Origin of the sequence: Kocuria rosea, from assembly GCF_023715525.1 — a bacterium.
Taxonomy (GTDB): domain Bacteria; phylum Actinomycetota; class Actinomycetes; order Actinomycetales; family Micrococcaceae; genus Kocuria; species Kocuria rosea_A.
On sequence record NZ_JAMBOG010000056.1, the window covers coordinates 1 to 1,050 of the forward strand.

1 protein-coding gene is annotated in these 1,050 nt (G+C 74.1%); it reads right to left on the reverse strand.

All coding sequences use genetic code 11. The annotated features are described in order from the left end of the window. Positions 1–797 (reverse strand): AfsR/SARP family transcriptional regulator (locus M3185_RS16940; protein ID WP_251334842.1); only part of this gene is annotated, 797 nt, incomplete at its 3' end. Positions 798–1,050 lie beyond the last annotated feature (253 nt).

Below are 1,050 nucleotides of genomic sequence, written 5' to 3' on the forward strand. Positions count from 1 at the left end.
TGGTGGTGGCCGTGGAGCACCAGCAGGGCCGCCACGGCCTGCGCCAGCTCGTCACCGGTCGCCGCGGTGGCCTCCAGGACCCGCTGGTGGGCCGCGCGCAGCACCGGCCCCGGGCAACACCCCAGGTCCCGGTCCAGGACCTTCCGGCACTGGTCGTAGGCCTGCAGGGCCTCCACCGGGTGCCCGCCCGCCTCGAGCCCGAGGACCAGCACCGTCCAGGCCCGCTCGTTCACCGCCTCCTGCCCCAGCACGGCCCGGGCCCGGGCGACCGCCTCCGCGACCCGCCCCAGCTCAAGGGCGGCTTCGGCGGCCAGCACCCGGGCCTGCCCCACCCGGGCCGCGTGCAGGGTGCGCTGGGAGCCGGCCCACTCACAGCCCAGCTCGTTCTCCAGCAGAGGTGCTGCGGCCAGGTCCAGGGCGGCGACCAGCAACGGGTAGGCCTCCCGGGTGGGGCAGCCCCGGGCGGCCTCGAACAACCGGTCGAACCGGTGCAGGTCCACCTCCACCATCGCCGGGTCCATGAGGTAGCCCCCGTTGGCGGTCCTCAGCGGACCGGTCTTCCCCCGGCCGGGCTGGAGGGACCGGCGCAGCACGCTGACATAGCTCTCCACCGTGCCCAGGGCCCCGGCCGGTGCCCGCTCCCCCCACACCAGGTCCACCAGCCGCTGCTTAGACACCGGGATCCCGGGCTGCAGCAGCAGGATCTCCAGGATCTGCCGCTGCCGCGGCCCGCCCAGCTCCTTGTCCGTCAGCACGTGCTCGCCCCGGGCCACCACCAGCGGGCCCAGCACCCGCACCGACAACCGCTCCCCCGGCGACCGTTCTGCCGGCGACCGTTCCCCCGGCGACCGTTCCTTCGCCAAGCGTTGCCCCGCACCGGCACCCCCAGTGGTGTCCCCAGTGGTGTCCCTGCCCCGATCCCCCGACCGGCTGCTGCGCATACTGCTGCCCATGTGATCCCCCCAGACCCATCAGGTTTCCCATAGTGAACGCCTGTGACCAGGGAATCCACCCGCACTTGTGGGGAGACCACCCCCCAACCGGGGACAC